Source organism: Luteimonas sp. GW821-FHT14E02 (assembly GCF_058803905.1).
In genome coordinates this window covers 1-23,988 of the sequence record NZ_JBXAPK010000014.1, presented here as the reverse complement: position 1 = coordinate 23,988, position 23,988 = coordinate 1, and the positions used below count along the sequence as shown (strand labels likewise).

22 protein-coding genes and 1 pseudogene are annotated in these 23,988 nt (G+C 59.0%); 8 read left to right on the top strand and 15 right to left on the bottom strand.

The features are described from left to right. Nucleotides 1-100: 100 nt before the first annotated feature. The 8 genes from AC1RNP_RS18105 to AC1RNP_RS18070 form a co-directional block, all read right to left on the bottom strand. Nucleotides 101-1,414 carry a lipase family protein gene (locus AC1RNP_RS18105; RefSeq protein ID WP_493052758.1) on the bottom strand — a complete coding sequence of 438 codons (1,314 nt, stop codon included), beginning with the start codon at nt 1,412-1,414 and terminating at the stop codon, nt 101-103. A gap of 2 nt (nt 1,415-1,416) precedes the next feature. After that, a complete protein-coding gene (locus AC1RNP_RS18100; protein WP_493052689.1) occupies nt 1,417-2,061 on the bottom strand; it encodes a hypothetical protein in 645 nt (214 codons plus the stop codon). A 13-nt stretch (nt 2,062-2,074) separates the two neighbouring features. Next, nucleotides 2,075-2,593, bottom strand: coding sequence for a hypothetical protein (locus tag AC1RNP_RS18095; RefSeq protein WP_493052688.1), 519 nt, complete (start codon nt 2,591-2,593; stop codon nt 2,075-2,077). A 16-nt stretch (nt 2,594-2,609) separates the two neighbouring features. Then, nucleotides 2,610-2,915, bottom strand: coding sequence for a hypothetical protein (locus AC1RNP_RS18090; protein ID WP_493052687.1), 306 nt, complete (start codon nt 2,913-2,915; stop codon nt 2,610-2,612). A 36-nt stretch (nt 2,916-2,951) separates the two neighbouring features. Beyond that, complete coding sequence (locus AC1RNP_RS18085) at nt 2,952-3,308, bottom strand: DUF4189 domain-containing protein (protein WP_493052757.1); 357 nt, start codon at nt 3,306-3,308, stop codon at nt 2,952-2,954. 132 nt (nt 3,309-3,440) lie between these two features. Beyond that, complete coding sequence (locus AC1RNP_RS18080) at nt 3,441-4,556, bottom strand: TrbL/VirB6 family protein (protein WP_493052686.1); 1,116 nt, start codon at nt 4,554-4,556, stop codon at nt 3,441-3,443. A gap of 52 nt (nt 4,557-4,608) precedes the next feature. Next, the gene (locus tag AC1RNP_RS18075; protein WP_493052685.1) at nt 4,609-5,358 is read right to left on the bottom strand and encodes a hypothetical protein; all 750 of its coding nucleotides are present in this window, start codon (nt 5,356-5,358) and stop codon (nt 4,609-4,611) included. Between the two features lie 344 nt (nt 5,359-5,702). Continuing rightward, nucleotides 5,703-6,365, bottom strand: a complete 663-nt coding sequence (locus tag AC1RNP_RS18070) for a response regulator (protein ID WP_493052684.1) — start codon at nt 6,363-6,365, stop codon at nt 5,703-5,705. A 543-nt stretch (nt 6,366-6,908) separates the two neighbouring features. Here AC1RNP_RS18070 and AC1RNP_RS18065 point away from each other — a divergent pair. Beyond that, the gene (locus AC1RNP_RS18065) at nt 6,909-7,370 is read left to right on the top strand and encodes a hypothetical protein (protein WP_493052683.1); all 462 of its coding nucleotides are present in this window, start codon (nt 6,909-6,911) and stop codon (nt 7,368-7,370) included. Here AC1RNP_RS18065 and AC1RNP_RS18060 read toward each other — a convergent pair. Then, on the bottom strand, nt 7,347-8,921 hold the full coding sequence (locus AC1RNP_RS18060) for an MASE1 domain-containing protein (protein ID WP_493052682.1): 1,575 nt from the start codon (nt 8,919-8,921) through the stop codon (nt 7,347-7,349). The two genes, AC1RNP_RS18065 and AC1RNP_RS18060, sit on opposite strands and share 24 nt — an antisense overlap. 91 nt (nt 8,922-9,012) lie before the next feature. Further along, nucleotides 9,013-9,669: a helix-turn-helix domain-containing protein gene (locus AC1RNP_RS18055; protein WP_493052681.1), complete on the bottom strand. Its 657-nt coding sequence runs from the start codon at nt 9,667-9,669 to the stop codon at nt 9,013-9,015. Nucleotides 9,670-9,762: 93 nt separating this feature from the next. Here AC1RNP_RS18055 and lexA point away from each other — a divergent pair, with 93 nt between their 5' ends. The 6 genes from lexA to AC1RNP_RS18025 are packed head-to-tail and all read left to right on the top strand — an operon-like array spanning nt 9,763 to nt 16,906. Next, nucleotides 9,763-10,371 carry a transcriptional repressor LexA gene (lexA, locus tag AC1RNP_RS18050; protein WP_493052680.1) on the top strand — a complete coding sequence of 203 codons (609 nt, stop codon included), beginning with the start codon at nt 9,763-9,765 and terminating at the stop codon, nt 10,369-10,371. A 1-nt stretch (nt 10,372) separates the two neighbouring features. Further along, entirely contained in the window at nt 10,373-10,999 is a 627-nt protein-coding gene (gene imuA, locus AC1RNP_RS18045) for a translesion DNA synthesis-associated protein ImuA (protein ID WP_493052679.1), read from the top strand. 9 nt (nt 11,000-11,008) lie between these two features. After that, on the top strand, nt 11,009-12,427 hold the full coding sequence (locus AC1RNP_RS18040) for a Y-family DNA polymerase (protein ID WP_493052678.1): 1,419 nt from the start codon (nt 11,009-11,011) through the stop codon (nt 12,425-12,427). Then, complete coding sequence (locus AC1RNP_RS18035) at nt 12,424-15,675, top strand: error-prone DNA polymerase (RefSeq protein ID WP_493052677.1); 3,252 nt, start codon at nt 12,424-12,426, stop codon at nt 15,673-15,675. Before AC1RNP_RS18040 ends, AC1RNP_RS18035 begins: the two co-directional genes overlap by 4 nt. An 8-nt stretch (nt 15,676-15,683) precedes the next feature. Further along, nucleotides 15,684-16,274, top strand: coding sequence for an alpha-ketoglutarate-dependent dioxygenase AlkB (locus AC1RNP_RS18030; protein WP_493052676.1), 591 nt, complete (start codon nt 15,684-15,686; stop codon nt 16,272-16,274). 41 nt (nt 16,275-16,315) lie between these two features. Continuing rightward, nucleotides 16,316-16,906: a GIY-YIG nuclease family protein gene (locus AC1RNP_RS18025; RefSeq protein WP_493052675.1), complete on the top strand. Its 591-nt coding sequence runs from the start codon at nt 16,316-16,318 to the stop codon at nt 16,904-16,906. Nucleotides 16,907-17,106: 200 nt separating this feature from the next. Here AC1RNP_RS18025 and AC1RNP_RS18020 read toward each other — a convergent pair whose 3' ends face one another. Then, nucleotides 17,107-17,418 (bottom strand): HNH endonuclease, encoded by a 312-nt coding sequence (locus tag AC1RNP_RS18020; RefSeq protein ID WP_493052674.1) that lies wholly within the window; start codon nt 17,416-17,418, stop codon nt 17,107-17,109. 724 nt (nt 17,419-18,142) lie between these two features. Here AC1RNP_RS18020 and AC1RNP_RS18015 point away from each other — a divergent pair. Then, nucleotides 18,143-18,334, top strand: a complete 192-nt coding sequence (locus AC1RNP_RS18015) for a hypothetical protein (RefSeq protein WP_493052761.1) — start codon at nt 18,143-18,145, stop codon at nt 18,332-18,334. 48 nt (nt 18,335-18,382) lie between these two features. On the opposite strand, the pseudogene AC1RNP_RS18010 reads toward AC1RNP_RS18015, so the two are convergent. From AC1RNP_RS18010 to AC1RNP_RS17995, 4 genes and pseudogenes are all read right to left on the bottom strand, one after another. Next, nucleotides 18,383-18,694, bottom strand: a pseudogene (locus AC1RNP_RS18010) (Mov34/MPN/PAD-1 family protein); the annotation flags it as partial. 7 nt (nt 18,695-18,701) lie between these two features. Then, entirely contained in the window at nt 18,702-20,198 is a 1,497-nt protein-coding gene (locus AC1RNP_RS18005; RefSeq protein WP_493052673.1) for a ThiF family adenylyltransferase, read from the bottom strand. 322 nt (nt 20,199-20,520) lie between these two features. Continuing rightward, nucleotides 20,521-21,732, bottom strand: coding sequence for a nucleotidyltransferase domain-containing protein (locus tag AC1RNP_RS18000; protein ID WP_493052672.1), 1,212 nt, complete (start codon nt 21,730-21,732; stop codon nt 20,521-20,523). Nucleotides 21,733-21,748: 16 nt separating this feature from the next. Further along, nucleotides 21,749-23,398 carry an SAVED domain-containing protein gene (locus AC1RNP_RS17995; RefSeq protein ID WP_493052671.1) on the bottom strand — a complete coding sequence of 550 codons (1,650 nt, stop codon included), beginning with the start codon at nt 23,396-23,398 and terminating at the stop codon, nt 21,749-21,751. Between the last annotated feature and the right edge of the window lie 590 nt (nt 23,399-23,988).

Here is a 23,988-nt window from a genome sequence, read left to right as displayed (position 1 = left end):
GCGGCTTTGCGAAGGCACCGCAGCCCTTATGCACTCCAGCTAGACAGAGTAGCGTTTAGGGATCGCATAGCCTGCGACGGCTGGATGATCCCCCTTAAATCTATAACGACCGCCCTGGATTCCCTTGCGTCGGATTGTTCGGCGTCTGCTGCTGCGCCATCTGCACATCCAACGCTTGCGACTGCTTCATGGTTTCCTGCAGCGGCGGCGTCGGTTCGCTCACATTGAAGCTGACGCGATACCCTGGCGGGAAGTTCGCCGCCATCCAAACGTTGTCGCCCTTGACGTGCGTTTCCACCCGATCCGGCTGGATGCCCTCCTTCTTCGCCAGCAAGGTTGCATGCATCACCTTGTCATCCGAGACTGACTCGGGAAGCTTGCCGCGGATCGCACTGAATAACGGATAGTCAGGATGACCAGGCCACGGCGGGCGAACATCGCCCGGCGACTCATCGGGCTTCCGCAAACTGGCTGGCGGCAGCGCATGCGGATCTCTCGCCTCTTGCTCGGGCCCGATCACTGAGCGACCGTGGAGCGCCTGATTCACCGACTCGGCGACCTGTTCGGGCAACTTGTGCAAATCACCAGCAAGCGAAGCCCCGCCACGGATCACGCGGATATCGCTCCGGTACTTGTCGATCATCGGGTCAAACGTTTCGGCGAGCTTCCGGGCTGCGGGATCGGCAAGCACAGAAAGATCCCCCCGTCCAGCTGCGTCCCTATTCGTGAAATGGTGCATGCCGTGTGAGCCAGCTGATGCAAGCGCAGCGACAACCGGAGTGCGCATGTCGAACTGACTGCGATCGTTGTCGTACTTCCCGATCTGATCGAGAATCCCCAACTCTTTCGGCGTTGCATACACCTTGATTTCCCCGTAGTGCCGGCCTGCAGCACTCACTGGATCGGCAGCCATCACATGATTGATGACTTTGTTGCCACCTTCGGGGATACCGTAATCCAGGCTTACGGCACCATAAGCATTGTAGGTCTCTCCACGTAACCCGAACTTGTAAGCTGTGATCTGAGCGAGGCAGCCGCCTAAAGAATGCCCCGTGACAGAGACTTCTGGTGGCGGCTGATATCCGCCATCGTTTTTTGCAGCCAGCTGAATCGCCCGCCTCGTAAGATCCTCAGCATCTCGCAGCTGCGGGTTTGTTCGATCAAACACCATGGCCCCATCCGTTATAGCGCCATCCTTCAACATCGGCTCAAGTAGCTTCGGTTCTGTCCCACGATGGGCGACGGCAATATCGCCAGTGTCTACGCGTTGATAGATAGTGCCCTGATAACCCGACGGGCGATCAATATGGTCAAGAATTCTGTAATGAACACCTTCTATCGTGATCGGATCATTGCTAGGCAGCCGATCCTTATATGAATCGCTCGCAAGATTGGCGAGCTGCTGGGTTTCCATACTCACGGCACCGTCTCCTTGGATGTAAGCGTTATTGCAAAGAAGCCTTCCTTAACATCACTTTGCGACGCGTTCGCAACGACCTTTCGCCCGTACGACTTGAGACCAGGTACATCGGCATCGATGGGATATGAAGCTTTGCGGAATAGCGCCGTCATAGACTGCTGTCCCACAATTTGTTCTGATACGAGCGCAGGAATAAAACTAGTTTCCCCCGCACGGCCTGAAGCTTTCAAAGTCACACTCGTATTGCCCAGCCGCCAGCGACAAACTCCTTTCCCAAAGTAATCGCCATCAATCATTTGATCGGCATAAAGAACGCCGGTATAAGTTCCATCGGCTGATTTCCGATAATTCACAGAAACAGATTCACGATCTCTCGTTGTCTGCACTCCTGAGATGCTATCTGCTGGCGGCAAGCATTCTTTACTGACAATGTCGTAGCTTACGCTGCCCTCAATCACGTCGAATGGACCAGGGGCGTTTTCTATCCGCATGGTGATCTGATACGCCTTCTTCGGCGCCTGGTTCTTCTTGAACACGACCATCTGTTTCTCCGACTCAGCCGCTTGGCATCCTGCGATAAGAAACAGGGAGGCGGCAATTGCATAGAACGTGGACTTTCGATTACCCGCCGTGACGCGCATGCGGATCTCCTGCTTAGACGTTGATTACGCGAACATGACGCAAGCGCAGGCTTTCGTCTACAACTTCTGCTAACTCCTTGTAGGGCCGCAGAAGCAACCACTGCGCGCCCAACATGAGAAGCAGGAGCGAATAGACCATGCCGAACTCTGGCACCTTCTTGACAACATCAATCACGAAGGGAAGCACGACCACGGCGACGGCGGTTGCCCACATATGGAATGACGCGAACACGGCGCGCCTCACAGCTGTCCGAAGGCCAGAGGCAACCGGACTACGCACACGTCTCCAATGCTTGCGTACGTAACGCCAGGCCATGAGGACCAGATACGCCCCAGTTATGGCGACACCGAGTTCCAATAGTGCGACTACAACAACAATCAACTTGGTCAATGACAGCAACCAGGCGAGCTTGGTCTGAAAGCCGAGCATCGAGACAGCGACCGCAAGCAAGAATGTAAGAAACGTAAGCGCGACCTCGTCCTGCAAGCGCCCCGCCATTCGAATCCAATTGACGCCCCCTGTCTTTCGCATCTCTCTCCCCTGGTGATTACGGCACGTCAGCATTGGCCGGATCGACGCTTGCTGTAACCGGAGGCGGCAACGGACCATACGGGAACGCCTTCGGACAGACGCGCGCGAACAGCTGGGCCGAATAGGCATTGAAGCAGTAAGGGTTCGTCACCGTGAACGTGCCAAACTCCTTGCTGATCGGCGCCCAGCAATCTTGTGGCACACCAACGGTGCAGAAGACAAAAGGATTGTTGTTGTAATAAGGAATGAACTCGTAGTAGCCGCCGCCCGATTGCGCGTATGAAGATGTCGCTGCGGGTAACATCGCCGCCAGCAGAAGCATTCTTTTCATAGTGAATCCCTTCTTTTGAATATGCAGCTATTGGACTCGCGCCGCCACGCTGCATGCCGTTTGATATAGCTTGCAGCTGCTATTCATCGACTTACAGTCTTCCATCGCCAGGCTAACCGCCATCTCCTCGGTTGGCGCTCCTTTGAACACCATCTTCTTTTCACCAATAACCATAGCTGCGCACTGATTGTTAAACGTCAGGTCAACAGTGCATTTTTTTCCACCATTTGATTCGCACGCCTCAATTGCTGCGGCTTTTGCTTTTCGCTTACTTTGCATATCCGTTGCAACGCCCAGGCTCGCCGTCGTTGCATCGGTTGCAAACGCGCCCCATCTGGTAGACCACACTGGCTGGGGCGGTTGCGCCGCTCCGCCGTTTGGCATTGGATAACAAGCTGCGACTCCGCCTTGCGGGGTTGGTGTTGATGGGTACTGCCCTGGCGGGCACCCGCCTTCCGCATGAGCCCCCACTGGAAGTGCGAGCACCATTAGCAGAAAATATGCGCGATTCATACTTCACCCCTTCCGTTTAAAATCAATATCAGATGACGGCGCTGAACTAGCGGTTACGCGCAATCCTGCTTGCTGTGCAAACCCGCCAGTGTCTTTTATCTCTGTAGGCACCTGCTGATTGGCAGGGGGTGGGGTGTACTGCTGCGATCCTGGCGGCTGCCCCTGCGGCCCTGGTGATGCCTGTGTGGCATTAAACGCAGAGTAAGCCATGAAGTTGCCTATCGGCCCACCGATGAAGTACGCCACGGCGGGCGGCACGGACACAATGAGCAGCGTCATGATGAGTCCAATGAAGCCCTGCTGCATCGCCAGCGATGTGACGCCTTCTGTCGAGATATCTAGTGCCTTCTTGATGGCGAACGCACCCCAATAACCTTCGGCGACCGACAACGTCAAATCCAGCACCCATGACGAGATCACGCTCAATGCCGCCATCGAGAACAGCAAGCCGATACCGTAGTGCAGCCAACGCTTGAAAAGCTCCTTGGTCGCATCGAAGATCAGGCACATGATGAAGATCGGCCCCAAACCGACGAAGAACGCCATCATCACCTTGAAGAACAGCAACATGGTCCCGGCCATGATCGGCGGGCCCGCGGTTCCGGCGCCGGACAGGACGATGTTCATCCACTTCTCCTGTTGGGCCTCCTTGTCCACACCCACCGTCTGAATCGAATCGATCGCGGTGAACGCCACCTGCGTATAGGCCAGATTTTTGTCGATGACGGATTCCGTCGTCTTGTCGTCCTCTCCGGTGAAGACCGAATGGACCGCCTTGTCCAGATCACGGGTAAAGAAATCGTAGAAATCCTTGTTGGTAAACGCGACACCCGATGCGATCGCCACGATGACCACCACCTTGGCCCCGCGCATCACCAACGCCGAGAACGATTCCTGCAGTTTTCCGGCAACGATCTGGTAGCCAATCATCAGCACCCACAGCGTCACCAGCACGAGCGCGACGGCGCTGACGAGCGCCATCGTGCGCCCGAGCAGGTCTTGTCCGAAGTTCTCGATCTTGTTGTCCAGCCAGACCTCAATCAGCCGGAAGAATACGAAGTCGCCCACCGTGGCAACCTTGGGCGTGAGGAAATCCCAAAAGTTCAACATTCCATTCATTGCCCTGCTCCATCCCCTGTTTGAAGGCGGATCATCCGCCCCGCGCTTCTCGTTACTCGTTGATCTTGAGCGCCGCCGCCAATGTGCTGGCCTCGACCACATTACCGATGATCTGATCCATGAATCCCTTCGGGCACCCGCGCAGGGCACACTTGGCGATCCGGTCCTGATCCCACTTCAACGATTCGATGTAATTGTTGTAGGCCGTCATCCGCGCCTCCCAATATTGGACGTCCGTCGTCACACGGGATAGGTATCGGTTCACTTCGTTGTCATTCGCTGCGAGCGCGCCCTGGCTCGTGCCGACACTCATGCGCTGCACTTCGATCTTGCTGTAGAAGTCCTGTTGATCCTTCGCCATCTTCTTGAGCATCATGACGGTGTCGTTGTACTTGCGGTTCTCCGCGAGAACGATGCGCTGGCACAACTTCGTCTGCTCGGCCGAGAGATTGCCGGTCATCTTCGGCACTACGGCCTCGATCGCGCTGGTCACGCTGATGCCCGCTTCAGATCCTGGGCACGACTCTTTCATCCCGTAATCGAGTTGACGGACGGGAAAGTCATCCATGTACTGTGGTGACATCAAATTGAGGCTTTTGAAGTCGATGAGCTGCTGCTTGTAGTGATCGTACTGATCCTTCCAGCGCTTCGCGGTTTCCAGGTACTCCTTCATTCGCGATTTTTGGGCCATGTAGTCATAGACGGCCCATTGCGCGTTGGCGCTGCCCACAGATATGGTCAACAGGACGCCTACCACGAGGCTGGCGATGCACGTCCGGGCACGAGATTGAATCCTCTTCATTTGGTCTCCTTGACGTTGAGTTTCATAGCAGGCATCCAACTCATGGATACAGGCGCAAACGGCGCCAGCATCCACGCTAAAACGTGATCTCGTGATGACGGCATGAACCCCGGCGACTTCCTGCCGCCTGCCTGACCCCATGTGTCACGCCGTCAAGAAAAAAGTCCCGGCACAGCTTCACGGCTTGCTCAAGGCCGCGCCTATTTCCGTTGCTGAGCAGCGTCCATTGCTGGCGCATAGGCGTGCTGCCGGGTAAGTTCAGGATGCCCGCAAGTACGGCACCGTGCAGTCGGGATTCGTCGCGTTCTCCGGTCAGACTTTTCCGAGGCGCTGTGCACATTTGTTTACAACCCCATTTCGAACAGCAGTCCATGGTCATGCATGAACGACAGAAGCTCGATGTCGCTCCGCACGCCCAGCTTCCGCATCGCATCGCGTTTTTGGCTCCGTAGCGTGGCATACGCCTTGCCCGATGCCTGAGCCATGTCCATCAATGTTTTTCCCTTGCAAACTTCAACGACCACCGCGCGCTCGATTTCCGACAGGCGCCACCAAGGATGTGCTTGGGCGCTGGCAATATCGATATGTCGGTCGATGTACTTGTTGCCGGCGTGCGCCGTCTGGAGGGCCTCGACCAGGGTCCACACCGAGCTGGCTTTGGTGACATACCCCATAGCACCGCCTTTCAGGACCGCCAACGCGAGAAGCGGACTTTCATCGCCGGAATAGGCGACAACCTTTGCGTTCGGTGAACGCCGCAGCAGTGCTTTGAGGAGAGAGACGCGCTTGTACTCACCAGGCATCACCAGATCGAGCACCACGAAGCGATCTTGCAATCCATCGTGATCCGCCAGCTGCAGCAACTCGTCGCCGTTCTTGGCCTCCTGTATGCGTTCCGGTTCCGCCCCTAGCCTGCTTTCCAATATCTCCCTGACCATGAGCCGGATCGAGGTGTGATCCTCAGCGATCACATACTTCCCGCCGGCAATAGCAGATGACGAGTCCACGGCTCTACAGTTAACGGAATGCGCCAGGATCAACGCGAGCTTCTACTTCCCTCGTCTGCTGCTCGGGTGTCATGAAGGTGGAATCGATAACTAAGTTGCGCACCGCGAGCGCGCAGGCACACGCGCTGGATTGAGCGTCGGCAGACCATCCCGCACGCGGTAGCGTCATCGTTCGGATCTGAATGTCCGCGGCGCGGAGCGCCGCATTCCAGAAAACGACCCCTCGTACCTCCGACTCAGCCGTGGCCTGGTCAAAGTAGGCATATGCCGCATCGAGACTGCGAACTAAGGACGCGTGCTCGCTGCTTCCAGCTAGGGTCCGCATTGCCGAATTCAGTGCCGCCAGCGCCTGCGCCCGGTCCATCGCAGGATCCGGCGTGGCCGGGCCAAGTTTCGGCCACGCCGGAACCGCGGTGGGAGCCTCGTCACCTCTCCAATCGATCGGATTCACCTGGGTGGAATGGAGCATTGTGCTAGCCTCAATTCGTAGTTTTTTAACTACACAACAGTAAACGTAAGAAGTCAACAGTTATTAACAGCGGGATGCTGTTGGCATCCCTCACCGGGGGATTGGCGATGCGGACTTGGACAAAGCAATCGGGATGGCTCTTACTGACGCTGTTGGCGTCTCCCGCTTTCGCGCAACCTTCAGGCGGGCACGGGGATCCCAAGACCAAAACCGGTCTGGGAGAAGCTCACCCAGCCGCCGTCGACATGAGTGTTGACACAAATTGGAGCGTCTACACGTTCGAGAATGATGCGATCCACTACCTTCAGATCAATGACCTGAATGGCAATGTGCGGGGCATCGTGAGTTACATCGATGACGACTTCGCGGTACTCCCGGCAGGCGCGGACGTCGCCAGAATTTCGACGCCTCAAAAGCCCATCCCGATTCCAGCGACGTCTATCCCTCGCGTTATATACCGCGATCAGAATGTAGAACTTATCGCCTACGCGACGACCAGCGGAACCCTCTGGTCAGTTCGTAAACCGACGCCCTGAGTCATTCTGCATTGCGAGCCGCTGAGTGGCATCAGTCGGCTCGTGCATGAGCACACTGATTCGATGGCTACGGCGGTGGATGATGCCGCCGTATGCCAATACGCGTCCGGCCACATAAGCATTATCGAGCGACTCGAACTCTGGCTTGAAGCCAGGGCCGCTCGGGTCGGCCTGCGAGATATGGATGACGACACCGCCGCGCGCCCGCCGGCGGCTGCAGCGAACTTTCAAACGTAGATGGTGATGTCCGGCCTTTTGCAAAAGGCCGACGATGTCGCAGATGATTCGGTAGGACGCGAGCTGCAGATCGAAGCTCAGCAAATCTGCATTGCCCCGCAAACTCCGATCCACTCGCCCATCTCGCTGCCAAGCTTCCGCGATGAGCCCACTACTCAGCGCGCGATACAGGTTTGCTGACTCGATCTCTTCGGGAAAGAGCAAGATCAATTGGTCTCTTATCTCCCGTGACCTCTCTGCTCCTGAATTAAGCATATCCATCGCGGCATTGTAGAGGCCATTGTTGCGCAACTCTTGCGCCCCCTCCACGTAGGCCCTTCGAAGGTCATCGCCGATCTGGAGGAACTCTTTCGCTCGCCTCTGAATTTCGCGCTCACTGGCTGCATAGCTCGATCGAGCGGCTGCATACGCTTCTCTTTGTGCACGACCGGAGTGCCGCACCTGGGTCGAATATCGCGAAATAAGCGAACCGAAGCCCAGCAGAATCGTGCCGGAAAGCGCCAGGATTTGTTGCGCGAGAAAGACGTTCGTGTCGTAGGTCCCGAGAACGTCTGTCCGCTTCATGGTCAGGCCAATCGCCAGATTGACGCCTGCAGCTCCTATGGCCGCTCCACGCCAGCCGTGCAAGAACGTCAGGACGGCCGCGGGAACGATCATCAGCACGCGCAGACTGTGCTGATGCGAGGTAGTGAGATCAGGCCCTCCCACAAGGATTGCGCAAAGCAATGCCACCACCGTCAACGACCAGGCAGTATCACGTCCTAGATTCTTTGGGAACGCACCCGACACCGCGCGCTGCTTCAGCAACATCGCCATTGGCACGAGCATCAGCATGCCCAGGTAATCGCCCACGATGTAGCGTGTTGTGCTGTCCCATGTCACATGTTCGGTCTGCGGATGCATCAGGTAGTACGTCGTTGCAATATTGAGCAACGAGACTACGATCGCCGACATTGCGGCGACAGAAAGAAACCAGTAGACGTGTCCAGTCGCCAGGACCTTCCTATGCAAATAGACGATGCCCGCCACTGCTGGCATCAGCACTGCGGAAGAGATCAACAACCAAGTCACCCCGTACATCTCAATGAGTGGTGTGCGGGCGTAGATGAGCGCGGCTACCTCGCCAACGTATATAAATGGCCACAGCCGAACCGGCAACAGCAAGAGTGCTGCAACTCGTAGCCCGGCCGGGAGATACCACTGATCTGTCGATAACGGGCGTAACGCCACGAAACAAAACGCGTATGCCGCACCTACTGCGACACCCCACCATCCACGAAGCTCGCCTTCAATCCATTTGAACAGCCCGAGCATCTGCACCCCCTCTTACTTAAGGGGGAGTCTCACATGCTAAAGCGTTAGGAATGCGTGAAACCCTCGGGCTTTCAGCGCTTGAATAGCCCGATCAAAAGTGCGCGACGACCAAGCCCAGAATCTTCAGCTGAGCAAGATCCTCTTCCGTCAGCCGAGTGGTATCGTCGCCATTGCCGGCAACCTGTAATTGTTGCCTATTCAGCAGGAATCGCCTCACGTCCGCATGGCCGTAGAGTTGGTACGCGTAGACCATGCCATCTACGATGTCCCCCACCCGGCGCGCCGTAGTATCGAGCAGCAACAATGCGCCATGCTCGATCTCAGGGGCCATGGCTCGAGTTGGGTTGAAGGCGCATCGAATACGCTCAATGGCTGTGAATCCGATCTTGCGCTGTACCATCGCTTGCGGAAGGATGACGTGCGTCAGTTCGTCCACCGCTGGCCCGAAGTTGGGCAGCAGATCGAGACGAACATGCCCCGGCTCAGAATCTTGAGGACGAAGGCCCATGCGTTCCAGAGCCGCACCCGCTTTTTTCTTGCGCGCGTATTGCTCGCTGATATCTTCCGGTGCCACCCCAAGCACTGCGGCAACCCGCTCGGCATAGGAGTCCGTCAACGCGAGCTTGCCTGCTTTGCACTGTGAAACGTAGCTCGGAGACGTGCCGATGTGGCGCGCAAGCTCCGAGATCTTGATGGGCTTAGCTTCCATCGCCGCGGCAAGGGCGGTCGCGTATCTGTTCGTTGGCATAAGTAGATCTTAATCGTACTTATGATTACTAACAAATACTGTTGAGACGGCAATCTCGCTTTCTGAGATAGATAGGTGTACATATGCACACCCATGAAGCCTGTCGACGCCCTCCCCCCGCAACGCGCCAATGTGCTGGCCTTCCTGCGCCGCGAACTGACGGCCGGGCGAGCGCCTAGCCTGGCCGAGATCGCCGACGCCTTTGGCTTCGCCTCGCGCAATGCCGCGCAGAAGCATGTACAGGCGCTCGTGGCCGACGGCCTACTGGAATTGATCCCTGGCCAAAAGCGTGGCCTGCGCCTGCCGGGCGGGCCAACCGACCTGCTACCGCTGCCGGTCCTGGGGCGTGTGGCCGCCGGCCAACCGATCGGCACGGACATCGGCCTGGACGAGCAACTCTGGCTGGATCGCAGACTGTTCTCCCCCACCCCCGACTACCTGCTCAAAGTGCAGGGCGATTCGATGATCGACGACGGCATCCTCGACAGCGATCTGGTGGGCGTGCATCGCACGCCCGAGGCACACGACGGCCAGACGGTAGTGGCGCGCATCGATGGCGAACTCACCATCAAGCGTCTGCGCCACGAATCGCAGCGCATCCGCCTGTTACCGCGCAATCCTGCTCATGCCCCCATCGATATACAGCCGGGCCAGGACTTCGCCATCGAGGGCGTCTACTGCGGCTTGGTCCGGCGCGGCTGAAATGAGCGCCGTGATCGCTCTGGACGCCCTGCTCTCCGCGCGCACGCTCTGGCATGCCGGGCGCAACGCCGTCATCGCTGCCGATGGCGAGCCTACCGGCCATGACGCGCTCGATGCACTGCTGCCGCAACGCGGCTGGCCGCGCCGCGCACTGACCGAATTACTCCTCCCCGCCGATGGCGTAGGCGAACTCTCCCTACTGACGCCGACCTTCGCACGCCTCACCCAAGCCGGCGACACGGTGGCCGTCATCGCGCCGCCCTACCTCCCTTATGCGCCAGCGTGGCAGGCTGCAGGCGTAAATCTCGCGCACCTGCAAATTGTCGAGGCCGCGCCGCGCGATGCACTATGGGCTTTCGAGCAATGCCTGCGCAGCGGTGCCTGCGCGGCCGTTGTGGGCTGGCCGGCACAGGCCGACGCTCCCGCCCTACGCCGTCTGCAGGTCGCGGCCGACAGCGGGCAGTGCCTTGGCTTTGCACTGCGCGATCGACGCCATGCCGCGAACCCTTCCGCAGCGGCCCTGCGCATTGAGGCAGTGCGCGATGCGCGTGACGGTATTGCATGGCAGGTGCGGAAGTGCCGCGGCGGCCCCGCGCCGACACAGGCCTTCGCTCCGGTGGCATGTTGAGGCGCACGCATGCTCTGGGCTTGTGTACTGCTGCCGCAACTGGCGCTGGATGCCGTCCTCCGCCGCCGGCCTGACGCCGAAGCGCCGCTGGCGCTGATCGAAGGGCCAGCACAATTGCGCACGCTGTATGCGGTGAACACCGCTGCCGCGCAAGCCGGGCTGCGCGCCGGCATGCGTCTGACCACCGCGCATGCGCTGCTGCCGGAATTCACGATGGTCGAATACGACCCACAGGCCGAGGCGCGCTGGCAGCGCTTCCTCGCTGCGTGGGCCTACCGGCACAGCTCGCTGGTCAGTGCGCAGTGGCCCGGCTGCATCGTGCTGGAAGTGCGTGCCAGCTTCAGTCTGCTGGGTCCATGGCCACGTATTGAAGCGCGGCTCCGCGAGGAACTGACCGCACTGGGCTTCAGTCACCGTATTGCACTGGCGCCCACGCCGCGCGCCGCATACGTGTTCGCCGGCTTACGCGATGGCTTGGCGTTACCGCATCCCGGCGCGATGTCCGATTCACTCGATCGCGTCTCGGTGCGCAGCGCCCGCCTCCCCGACGATGCTGGGCAACGTCTGCATCGTATGGGCATCCGTGACCTGCGCACGTTGCGCGCCTTGCCGCGCGATGCCGTGCGCCGCCGTTTTGGCGTGGCAGTGCTGGAACACTTGGATCGTCTGTATGGACAGACCGAAGATCCGCTGACCTGCTACGCGCCCCCCGATCATTTCGACGCACGCCTGGAACTCGGCTATGAGGTGGAGAGCCACACCGCACTGCTGTTCCCGTTGCGCCGATTGATCGGCGACCTCTGCACATATCTGTCGGTGCGCGATGGTGGTGTGCAGCGCTTTGTCCTGCGGCTGGAACACGACTGCACCCACACCGACGTGGATGTCGGATTGCTGGCGGCCGAGCGCGAACCGGCGATGCTGTTCGAACTGACCCGCAATCGGCTCGAACGTGTGCAGATTGACCACCCCGTGGTGGCGATGCGTCTGCTGGCCCGCCAATTGCCACCTTTTGTGCCGGCCACGCGCGATCTGTTCGATACCCGCCCGCAGCAGCAGCTGCCATGGCCACAACTGCGCGAGCGTCTGCGTGCGCGACTAGGCGATGACGCAGTATCCCGGATCACGCCCACCGGTGATCCGCGCCCGGAACGGGCCTGGCGTCGGATACCTGGGGATGCCGCCCGCATTGATGCTGCGCCGGAACGTCCGCCGCGCCCGTTGTGGCTACTCCCACACCCCATTCCATTGCGGGATCCGCAGCCCCGCATCCTCTCTGGACCGGAACGCCTGGAGAGCGGCTGGTGGGATGGCGCCGACGCGCGCCGTGACTACTACGTCCTGGAGACCTCACAAGGCCAGCAGGCCTGGGCCTTCGCGCCACCGGGCGAACAGACAGGCTGGATGTTGCACGGATGGTTCGCATGAGCCGGGACGACGCCGTAGACCACGACTCGCCGGGCGGGCGGCCACCGCGTGCGTGGGAAGTAGCGCATCGACTCAGTCTGCGCGCGGCCAACGATGATGTTCCCGACAACGACGAGTTGCCCGCCTATGCCGAGTTGCACTGCCTCTCGGATTTCTCCTTCCTGCGCGGCGCTTCCAGTGCGGAAGATCTGTTTGCGCGTGCCCTACGCTGTGGCTACGAGGCGCTCGCCATCACCGACGAATGCTCGCTCGCCGGCATCGTGCGGGCACTGGAAGCCTCACGTGCCAGTGGCCTGACACTCATCGTCGGCAGCGAGTTCACCCTGAGCTGCGGCACCAAGTTCGCCTTGCTGGTGGAGACCTATGCCGGCTACGTCCGATTGTGCGAACTCATCACCACGGCGCGTCGGGCCGCGCGCAAGGGCCAGTACCAGCTGACACGCCAGGACGTGACGCGCATTCTGAACAAACACGATGACGCATTCGATCAGAACTGCGGCCTATTCGCACTCTGGATGCCGGCACGCATGCCTGATGAAGCACAGGGGCACTGGCTGCGCACTCTATTGGGTGAACGCGCCCACCTCGCAGTGGAACTGCATCGCGAGCAAGATGACGCCGAGCGCCTGCGCCAGCTGCTCGCACTCGCGGCCCGTCTGGACATGATTCCCGTCGCAGCCGGTGACGTGCACATGGCCATGCGCCGCCAGCGTGTGCTGCAAGACACCATGACCGCCATCCGCCATAACACGCCCCTGGCTGATTGCGGCGCGCACCTGTTCCGCAATGGCGAGCGTCACCTGCGTACACGCCGCGCGCTGGGCAACATCTATCCGACCGAACTCCTGGCCGCCGCTGTACGTCTGTCGCGGCGCTGCCGGTTTCGCATGGACGAAGTGTGCTACGACTATCCGGCCGAATTGGTGCCCGAAGGACACACCCCGACGACCTGGTTGCGCGCCTTGACCGAAACCGGCATGCGCGAGCGCTGGCCCGAGGGCGTGCCGACGCGTGTGGCCGCGCAGATCGAGAGCGAACTCGCTCTGATCGCCGAACTAAGGTACGAAGCCTTCTTCCTCACCGTGGAAGATATCGTCCGCTTCGCCAAGTCGCGCGACATCCTGTGCCAAGGACGCGGTTCCTCAGCCAATTCGGCAGTGTGCTTTGCGCTGGGCATCACTGTGGTCCGGCCCGAGGAAACTCGCCTGCTGATGGCCCGCTTCTTGTCCAAGGAACGCAATGAGCCGCCCGACATTGATGTGGACTTTGAGCACGAGCGGCGCGAGGAAGTGCTGCAGTACGTTTACAACAAATATGGCCGCGAACGCGCCGCGCTGGCGGCCACCGTCATCCGCTACCGGGGTAAGAGCGCCGTGCGCGATGTGGCCAAAGCATTCGGCCTGCCGCCCGAGCAAACCTCGCTGCTGGCCGAATGCTACGGCTGGGGCAATGGCGAGGCATCAATGGAACAGCGTCTGCGTGAATCGGGCTTCGATCCAGGCAATCCCCTGATTCAACGCGTGCTGCTGCTCACCGAACAACTCCGCGACCATCCCCGGCACCTTTCCCAACACGTCGGCGGCTTCGTCATTAGCGACGCGCCGCTCTCCACCGTTGTCCCGGTGGAAAACGCGGCCATGCCCGAGCGCACCATCATCCAATGGGACAAGGACGACCTGGAAACGATGAAGCTGTTGAAGGTCGACTGCCTGGCGCTGGGCATGCTGACCTGCATCCGCAAAGCCGTCGCACTGGTGGAGCGACATCGTGGCTACGCCGTCGATCTGGCGCGATTGCCGCCAGGCGACAAGCCGACCTACGACATGATCCAAGCCGCCGACACCATCGGCGTCTTTCAGATCGAATCCCGCGCGCAGATGAGCATGCTGCCGCGGCTGAAGCCGAACAACTTTTTCGATCTGGTCATCGAGGTGGCCATCGTGCGCCCCGGCCCGATCCAGGGCGGCATGGTGCATCCCTACCTGCGGCGCCGGCAGGGCAAGGATCCGGTCGTATATCCCTCCGAAGGGATTGAAGCCATCCTCGGTCAGACCCTGGGGATTCCGCTGTTCCAAGAGCAGGTGATGGAGCTGATGATCCATGCCGGCTATTCGCCGGAGGACGCCGACAACCTGCGCCGCTCGATGGCGGCCTGGGGGCGCGGCGGCGACATGGAGCCGCATCGGGTCAGGATTCGGCAACTGATGGAGGCCAAGGGCTACTCGTCCGAATTCATCGACCAGATCTTCGAACAGATCAAGGGGTTTGGTTCCTATGGCTTCCCGCAAAGCCATGCCGCCTCGTTCGCCAAATTGGTCTACATCAGCTGCTGGCTCAAACGCCATGAACCTGCGGCCTTCGCTTGCGCCCTGCTCAACGCGCAGCCGATGGGCTTCTATTCGCCGAGTCAGATCGTACAGGATGCGCGCCGCGGTCACGGAGATCGCAAGGGCATCCACATCCTGCCCGTGGACGTGACTTGCAGCGATTGGGACAACATCCTGGAAGGCGGCCATCCCCGCACCGGCGTGGACGACAGCGGGCAGCCGGCAATCCGCCTGGGCCTGCGCCAGGTCGCCGGACTCTCAGAAACCATGGCACAGGCCATCGTCGCGGCGCGACAACAGCGCACCTTCACCGATGTGCGCGACTTATGCCTGCGCGCACGGCTCGATGAAAAAGCGCGCCAGGTCCTCGCCGAAGCCGGCGCCCTAGAGGCTCTGATCGGACACCGCCATGCCGCACGCTGGGCGGTGGCTGGCATCGAACGCCAACGCCCCCTGCTCCCCGGTAGCCCGGAGGAGGAGGACATTACGTTGCCGGCGCCCACGACGGGCGAAGACATCCTCTCCGACTACCGCAGCGTCGGCTTGACCCTGCAAGCCCATCCGCTCTCATTGCTACGCCCACGCCTACAACAACAGCGCGTGCTGGACTCGCGCCAGTTGCGTGCTTTGCCGCATGGGCGTGGTGCGTATGCCGCCGGTATTGTCACGCAGCGCCAGCGGCCGGGCACGGCCAAGGGCACTATCTTCGTGACGCTCGAAGACGAATACGGCATGGTCAATGTCGTGGTTTGGTCTCACGTCGCTCTGCGCAGACGCAAGGCGCTGCTCAGCGCCCGTCTGATGGCCGTGCGGGGCCGTTGGGAACAGGTCGACGGCGTCGAGCACCTCATCGCAAACGATCTTCAGGATCTCAGTCACTTGCTGGGCGACCTGCAGACCACGTCGCGTGATTTCCACTAGACCCCGCCATGCACGCCCTGGCTAACCTCGCCGATGATCTATACGCACCAACGATGGTGCAATTAGTCGATGACACCGGGGGCGGCGTCCGCTACTGGCCGAGATTCATCGACCCTGATACCGCACAGAACTGGTTCGAAATCCTGCACACGCGCGCCGCCTGGACGCACATGCAGCGTCCCATGTACGACCGCATCGTCGACGTCCCGCGCTTACTGGCGAGCTACGACATCGCCTCTCTGCCTCCTGAACTTCCCTTGTCAGACATCCACGCGCGCGTGCAAACGCAGGCCCCTGCGCCCTACTCTCGCATCGGCATGAATCTCTATCGAGATGGTCAAGACAGTGTCGCCATGCATAGCGATAAGTTGCATACCCTGACTTCTGGCCATCCGATTACCCTCGTCTCGCTCGGATCTGAGCGCCGGATGCTGATTCGTGCCAAAGCAGGCGATCGCAATACCCTGGTCGTGGACTTGGCGCCGGGTAGCTTGCTGCGCATGAGCTATGCCTCCCAGCTCACGCATGAACATGGAATCCCCAAGACGCGGCACACGCAAGGACCGCGAATCAGCGTGGTTTTCAGAGTTCGAGAATAATTATTTCGCCCACATACACCGTCTGAACGATCCTGTGCACCATGCCGTGGTTCGCTTACTACTTCCCCTGCTTTGGCGAGGACCTTTGCAAGCTTGGGTTCTCCCATGATCCTTTGCAACGCATCCGGTCGCTACATCGACGGTGGTACGAATTCTTTGACCTTGAACTCGGCTTGCTGATCGAGACGGAAACCGAACGAGACGCGCGCGATATCGAGTTGCTGCTATGCCGTCCGCTCCGTGCCCATAACGCCCCCATGCCTCTGACCATCCAAAGTGCAGCGGGAGGATTCACGGAGTGGTTTCGAGGATCCTCCGAACACGTACTAGCAGCTGCCAAAACGCTGGCGCAATCCGGATATCGCTTACATGCGCCGGCATCCGACTGGTTTCAGGATGCGCTGATCCAGCGTGTCGACCTCCTCTTCGAGTGGAGTTCCGCGCAGCGCACCCTCCTGAACGAAGAACCATCTCAATGGCAGCATCTGCAGCCCCTTTTCGACGAACTCGACGGCTACGTAGCGCTATCGATTCCGTTGGAACAGGCGCTTCCCGATGATATCTATGCCTGGTACCTGTGGGCCAGGCGTATCCGTGGGATAGCTACTCCTGGCACTGCTGGCCGATCTTGAACTCATCGGCACCGGCATGACGCAGTTAACAGTTCACCGACTTCATCAGCGACATTCATGCCTCTTTTCCAGAAGCGACATTAAATCTACCTTCAAACTGCGTGAAGTTACGCGTTAGTCGACGTCTTGCATGCAGACCTGAAACCACCACTCAATGACTGCAACGGAGATCTCCAGTACAAGTTCTTGAACATGACGGATCACTTCTGGCGCCGCCACCTCCCCATTGCCACACGCCGCTGTACCAGCTCTCGGTACGCGACTGGTTCCAACGGCTTTTTTCGCTTATGCCTTCTGGTATTGCATAGCCAGCATGCAGCGACGATGTTGCCGGCCACGTCTCGCCCGCCATTGCAGCGCGCCAAGAGATGCTCAGCGGTACATTGCAATGCGCCGGACGATCGAGTACCTAGCTCTTGAGGAAAATGCAGCCACATGGGCTGGCCACAGTAATAGCATCTCCCCTGCTGAGCTTGGAAAGCTTGGGCGCGAAGACGTTTGAGTTTGCACATAGAGGCTCCCGGGAATGAATCCCGGGCCTCCATGGGAGGACCATCGGGTACCTGGAGCCTATGGGCTATGCAGGCACTACACCGGGGCCAACGGCCCACTAGCAGGGTGATTGCCCGAGCCTTCGGCGAAGGCTTATGCAGGTTCCTCACCGTTCCCGCGCCTCCACCGGAGGACAGTCGGGTACCTGGAGCCTATGGGCTATGCAGGCACAACACCGGAGCCATAAGCTCACTGGCGACGGGATCAGAGCATGTTGTCCTGACACAGTCAAGAACAACGAAAGCAGCCAGCGACGCCACGTCTATACGGCGTCATGGCGGCACGAGTAACTAGGAAAATGGGCCGATTACTCGTAATGCTGATGATTGACGGCCTTCCCGCATGCAAGGCAACGTCGGTAAGAGCCACCTCTATCACTTCTACCAGCGTGTTCGAACCCTAGCGGACCTCCACAACGGTGACATCCTGCTGCATCCCCCTTCTCCCATTGGCGCAAACGGTGACTTGCGCTGACAAAAAAAAGTAGAGCCAAGACCAGCAGGCCGAGTGGCAACCACCGCAGGGTATTGAATAGAGCCGCGGCAAACTGACTATCCCTCAGCCCGCCTAGCGTCAGTAACATCAGAAACCCAAGGCCAAGAAAAAACGCGGCAGGCCAGTACGCCCTAACAAGGATCCACCCCTCTCTTTTCATACCCCCTCCGAAACAGTATCAGTCGCCTAATGCTACGTTTTCCCATCGCAAGGCATGAGATCAATACTGCATCTCAGGCTTTTAGATCTGAAGCCGCCTCACCCCTTGCCGCCAAAATCGACAATGACCGCTTCTTCGAGCGAATTTCCATCATCAATCCAAACCCTCAGCCCGAAGGGGATTGGATCGTTACCCAAGATGGCAAAAAGCAGGCCTGCTAACTGTGGCTGGGCCGCAAGCGCGTGATCCCGCGCGAGTCGCCGATCCTTGGGCGATGGTATAGGCCGCGGCTCTGGATGTGTGTGCCATAGCCCTACACAGTGGAAACCTTCTGTAAACAAACTTGCTCTTTCGGCCATAGCCTGATGCGTATCGAATCGGACTCGCCCCCAACTTGCGCTCGTGGGCGAGAGCACGGTGACTCGGTCCACGATAACCTCACTGGCGGTCAAGTCCCGAGTGTAGATCTGACCGACTGATTCCTTGCTCCAACGACCACGTTGTACATGTTGGCTGAGTAGCGCTAAAGCTTGGTCACTAAAGCGCAGCGACCACTTCGCGCCAGCTAACTGATAAAGCATTGAGCGTTCACTCATAAGAACTGGCCAACACGGTGGCCAAATCTCGGGTAATCGCGGCACTATCAGACTTGGACGACGACGACGGCACGATCTGACGTAGCGTCACCGTCATCGGCAGCTGCTCAAAGAAGGCGCTAGCCCTTACCCACGACCAGACTGTTGAAGGCTGCCGGGAATCATCGAGCACGGCTACGATGCGCTCCGCAGCAAATGCGGCCACCAGCATGATGTCGGCCATACCATACGGATGAAAACCTCCTGCACACGCAGGCATGATTATGAGGGTGTCGTCCGCCGACAAATCTGAAGCGTTAACGAGGGAATCAGCTGGGTCCTCGGGGGGCCACGGGACTTCGGGCTGCGTCAGGACAACGTGGCCGGCGCTGCACAACGGCTCAACCCAGGCGTGAATAATTGGGCAGTCGCCAAACAGTTCGGTACGCCTATGCGCCAGAAATGTACGAACAGAGGATTCCGCTGTGCATTCGACGACGAGATCGTAATCGCCCGGGTGAGAATACTTGAGGCACCAGGCTTCAGCTCCAGCAAGAAAGCCACGGGCTCTAAGACCAGGAATCTCCTTGCGCAGTCGTCGCGCCAACGCCTCTGCCTTTGACTGCGCTATCTCATCGACTCCAAGTTCATGGCGAGAAGTATTTTCGGCCTCCATCAATTGCGTGTCCACGAGATCAATTTGACCAACACCGGCGCGAGCTAGTGCCTTGATCAACAGGCTTCCCAGAGAACCGCAACCGAGCACCAAGACACGCTTAGACCTTCGGCCATGAAGTGCTTCAAGCTGCTGATCGCGCGCCAAGGCCCAGTCAGAATCAACACGAGTCACCTCGATCGGTTCGATGTTCGGTCCCGACAGACCACACATCGGAACAAAGACCTGATACCCGAACAACGTGTTTCCGTGAACCAAAGTAACAAGGAGCGGCCGCTGGCCTGGCGGCGGAATGTCTGTGGTTTTCTTTCGACTCTGCCTCTTGTGTTTTTTCGACCTAACCTCGGGAACATCAACCCAGCCAGTCTTTTCCAACCATTGTGAGAGTGAAAATCCACCTTCTGTTGCATCTACGATTAGCGCATTGAGGTCTGAAAAGGTCTTGGGCCACATAGTCGGCGTCCATAACAAGTCAGCCGGCAACCGAACAAATAGAGCATCGCCTCGCACCATCGTTCCTCTTGCCCATCCGTGCGTTGCGGCGAGTTGGTTTGGATCGACTCCATCCATGACCGCAATCTGCACCCCGTAGGTCCGACGTCTCGCCTTCGCAGGGACATAAGCTGCCAGCGATGCTCTAGCCCAAAGATTCAACTCTCCAATGTCTACCAAAGTGAGGTCAGGCACTGGGCGCTGACCCGATTGATTCTGCCGGCGTCGGCACATCTGGCTCCAATACGAGCCGCGTTCTTCGTGAAACTGCTTATCAGCCCATGTTGGGTCCTGCATCGGGAGCAGCAACTGTTCCTTGAGCTTCTCCAGAGCACGTGTCACGGCACCGACAGGGTCCTCGTAATCCTCCGGGATGGGCGACAACCTCAGACACAGATGCCCATCAGACTCTACATGCGGCACCCGGAGGAAATAACGTGAGTCCACATACAACTCGCACGTGCGCGTCGGAAAGTCAGCCGGCAGCCATAACCGCACAGCATCGACAGGCCAATCCTCGCCCTGCAGATTGATCCTCCAGGCAGCCCCTCTCTTTCCAGATACCTGAGTATCGCGCTGCGCCCACGGAGCCCCGGCGCCATGATCCAGCCACTGCTGAACCTGCCTCCAGGGCTCCGCGAACGAATCAGTTGTCACGCTACCGTCAGCCAAGGGTATTCGAAGATCCAGACTTCAGAGGCTGAGCAGGGTTCGACCTGGCTACACCTGGCGCCGTGGCGATCAAGCTGTCCAAAACACTCGGTGTTGGTCTGCTTGCCTTCCAGGCTTCAACGCCAGCATCGCCGAACACACTGCGAATCCGATCCTCGGTCGCCTGGCGATGGCTTTGATAGAGCAGAGCCTCCAAGTCTGTCTCCAATTTACGGTGCCAACGTTGGAATTCACCGTGGCGCAGTCCGCCATCTTGGTTCCACTTGTCTGCAAAATTTTCGCTAGGGAGCTTGGGATTCTCCACTCGCCAACCACCCCATTTCGATTCTATGAACTTCGGCATGCTCTCGATCAGCGCCAACACAACCTCGATAGGAGATTTGAAATCGTAAGGTCGGTTGGCGAGCAGATCGGCATATGCTTGAGTTGCTAACGTGACAAGAATGACAGAGATCGGCATTCCTTCTTTGCGTTTTTCGTCTGCGCCCCAATACATCGTGTCACGATGTAGCTTCAAGAGCTGAACCGAACGGCGCAGGATATCGTCCAACGCAACTTCCCCATCTGGCAACGGGTCGGTTGTCGACCTGGCATCAGCGTACCCCTTGCTCAAAACGGCTTGAAACGGGAATCGTCGCTCGGCATTGCTACAGAACCAATCCGCAAATTCTTTCGGATTGGAAGGCGCCCAACGCGTATCGGGATCACGTACGGCCAAACTCGATCCGGCTCGCCCCGTATGATCGGCAATCGCCGGCGTAAGATCGAAATAGTAGGGCTTGCCAGGATACGGAAGACGCCAGCAACGACGTTTTTCCTCTGGCGTGCCGGTCTGCCCTTCGTTTCCTTTTAACGCCATGCCGAAAGCGGCAAACATTACCTCGGAATCTGGTGCGGCGTACTTTGGCCCCGTCAACTGGACTACCAGATCCAAATCAAACTTTACCGGATACCGCTGGCTAATAGCAGTTTGCGTGCGCATCGAGCCCTGCGGAAAAATGTGGATATCGTGGTGCGCAATACCCAATCTATCCGCCAACCGGTTGGCTAGAACGTTGTATTCGGTTTCAGCATCCGCACGATGGGCGGCGTTTAGCTCTAGCTTCCGAAGCAGGCTTGCAATTAGACGAGCCCACTGATCAGCTTCATTTCGAGATTGCAGAGAATCAAAGATTCGTTTCGACAAAGGATGTGCGATCGTCATGTGGACGTTCTCATGTCTATAGCTGATAGGAACCCTGCCCCGTGATCAACTCGCGCACGTGCAAGGAAGTGAGTTCAATGGTGGGCTTGTACATCGAGGATGGCCCACCAGGTAAGGCCTCATACACTACGTAGCCGGCCTGGTGCCGAGCCTGCATTTTTTGACCAACTTTCATGACTGCAGACGTTGGCGCGCATACGAACAAATGGACCGTTCGCACGCCCCATTCGTCCTGTAGGGTGCGCATCGCGCTACCCACCTCATTCCCGATCAACAACAAATCGTGTGGGTGCTTGATGCAATGTGGATCGAATGTCGGACCAGAAATTCGCAACGTAGGCAGTAGGAATCGACCATCTCCAGCACAGGGATGTGGCATCCGCTCCGCTGCCACATCCCAAGTCAGCGCTACGACAAGAGTGGCGGCCTCCTCCTTCCCTGCCGGCTCGCGCAAGGTCTCCACCTTATACTTCCCTGCCTGCGGGATCGGCTCCCCCTTCGGCCATGCCCAACGCGAGACATCGGTAGGCTGATCCCGATGGGGCTGAAATAGATGGATGCCCGCAGTGTCGCCGAGGACGCGGCCGGCCATCAGCAATACTGACGTGGAATGTTGAGGAAAGACGGCGAGTTGTGGACGGGCAGTGCCAGTACGCGTGCCATCCAACAAGCTCTGGAGTTGCGCGAGGTCCCGTCTTCGATACAGCGAGTTCCAATAGTCCGCGGAATGGACTTCATGGTGCTGACCGCCAGGATCGAAGTACCGCGCCGGCTTGGCGTCTTCGGTACGTAGCCCAGCGCCCCACAGGGCTTCCTTGGCTTCATTGATGCTGAACTGCGCAGATTGCCCCGCAATATTGCCGATGACAGCCACTGTTTCGACTAAAGGAAAACGTAGCGTGTCGAGCAAGCGCTTCACCTCGGCAATGCTGTTCTCGCGCATCTTGCGCAGCATTTCCACCGTGTAAGCCGCTGGTTGGATCTTGTCGATTTTGCGATGGCACTCGTCACACAGGAGCAAAAAGTTCTCCGGATCCGAAGCCAGCCGCTCTGATAATGCTGGATCTCCGCGCGGCCCATCTGGAGAAGCCGCGACGATGTGCGCAAAGTAGCTAAAACGTCCGCGGCTACCAGTCGCGCCATGCTCGCCCAAGTCGCGGCCGCAACCGGAGAACTGGCATCGCCAGCCGGCCAGGTACTGCAACTCGTTTTTGATCGCGGATGTCACCTCTCCCTTTCGGCCACAGGTGAGATCTGCTGCGTGCTTGAGCCAAATGTCCAGCTCATTAGCCTTTAGAACCTTCGCCTCGATTGCATTCGAATCAACGCGCGTAGGGTCACCAGATACGCTCGCCCACGTCAGTCGATTACGCAACATCGGCTTTACTGCTCGCCTGCAATCCTCACCGAACTCGCCCGCGGCGAGTGAGCGCCAAGGCACAAGCGGGCCCTCCCGAAAGAGCACGAACACTGTGAAAGCGTTGGCGATGATCAGAACATGCGCTGTGCCTTGCGCCAGCCTCGACAGTTCTGCAGCGAGGTCTGCATCCCCCAATGCGGGCACTTCATTCGATCGCCCGTCTGGGACGGACGCCGAATCATCCGAGGGAGGCTCAGAGTCAGCGGTGCCGTCAGTGCTTTCGGATATTGTTGCGGTAGGAGTCATCCAGTTCCCCTGTGATGTCGCTCGCACCTTGCCAGCCCCCCGTCGCACCACTTGAGACAACATCTTCGGGACCGACCAGCGTTGCACCCCTATATGTTGGGGCTGTTCATCACACGTTCAAGGGGCGATGCCGCCCTAAACCTGAATAGGGCAGCCAGCGACGCCGTGTCCATACGGCGTCATGGCGGGCGCGAGTGACCAGGGGAATGGGGCGTCGCGAGGCGCTGCTGGCATGGACAAAGAGTGGCGGCCCCGTTGGTCGAGCGGTATCGGCGTTCGCCGTGCTCAGGGGTCAGAAAAACCTTATGCCGCACCCTTCTCGCGACGTGCCGCCGCGCAGATGTTCAGATCTGCCAGCACCACCCACGAGGCCTCTTCACCCTCGATCGGCGGCAGCGCCTGTACAGGCCGGCAATATTGGAGCGACCCCGATGACCTGGAGTTCGGCCACCGCCATACGGAGCCTGCGAATGCTTGTAGGACTGCCTTCCAACCCCGACGCCGGTCGCCTCTAGGAGTGCTCTTTAGACCCCATGAGGCCCCACTAAGCCCCGGAGACTTTTCGGTGTTAGGTTTCCTTTGGTCCACCA